This is a genomic window from Vibrio sp. 10N.222.48.A3 (genome assembly GCF_041475345.1).
Classification (GTDB): Bacteria; Pseudomonadota; Gammaproteobacteria; order Enterobacterales; family Vibrionaceae; genus Vibrio; species Vibrio tasmaniensis_A.
In genome coordinates, this window is sequence record NZ_JBFRVX010001391.1 from 1 (window position 1) to 501 (window position 501).

A 501-nucleotide genomic window follows, 5' to 3' on the forward strand; every position below is an offset into this window, starting at 1 on the left:
GATAACATCAGTGCCACCGCGAGTGCTGAACAAAAAATTGAGCTGTATCTCTTCAATGATCTGATCGAGAAGGGTGAGTTCGCCCCAAGTGTTCTGTCTATTACTTCTAATGCGGGTGGCTCAGCTGCTTTGATAGAAGCAGCTCGTCAAGTCGTAGATCAGAAACGAGTGATAGGGTTAAAACATAACGAAGGGTTACTAGGGCAAGCGCGAACAGGTTCGCACGTTATCGAGACTCAATTCAAAGAATTCTCGGCCGTGTTAGATCAACAGGCACAGCAAGAGATGGATAAACTATCGCTGATCAACAACACCCTTTGCGTCACACTGTTAGTGGCGATCATTCTATTCAGCTGGTTAATCGTACGTTCAATCATCGGTAAGATTGAATCTCTACTTACTGTGATCCGTAATATTGTCGACTCGAACGACGTGTCTATTCGTGCGACGGAGAATGGCAAAGACGAACTCGGTAAGCTAGGCGAATACTTCAATCAACTG

The 501-nt window shown here is 45.3% G+C and carries 1 protein-coding gene; it reads left to right on the forward strand.

Annotated features, from left to right (window positions below):
• On the forward strand, positions 1-501 hold a 501-nt coding region (locus AB4653_RS26605), incomplete at both ends, for a HAMP domain-containing protein (protein WP_372105726.1).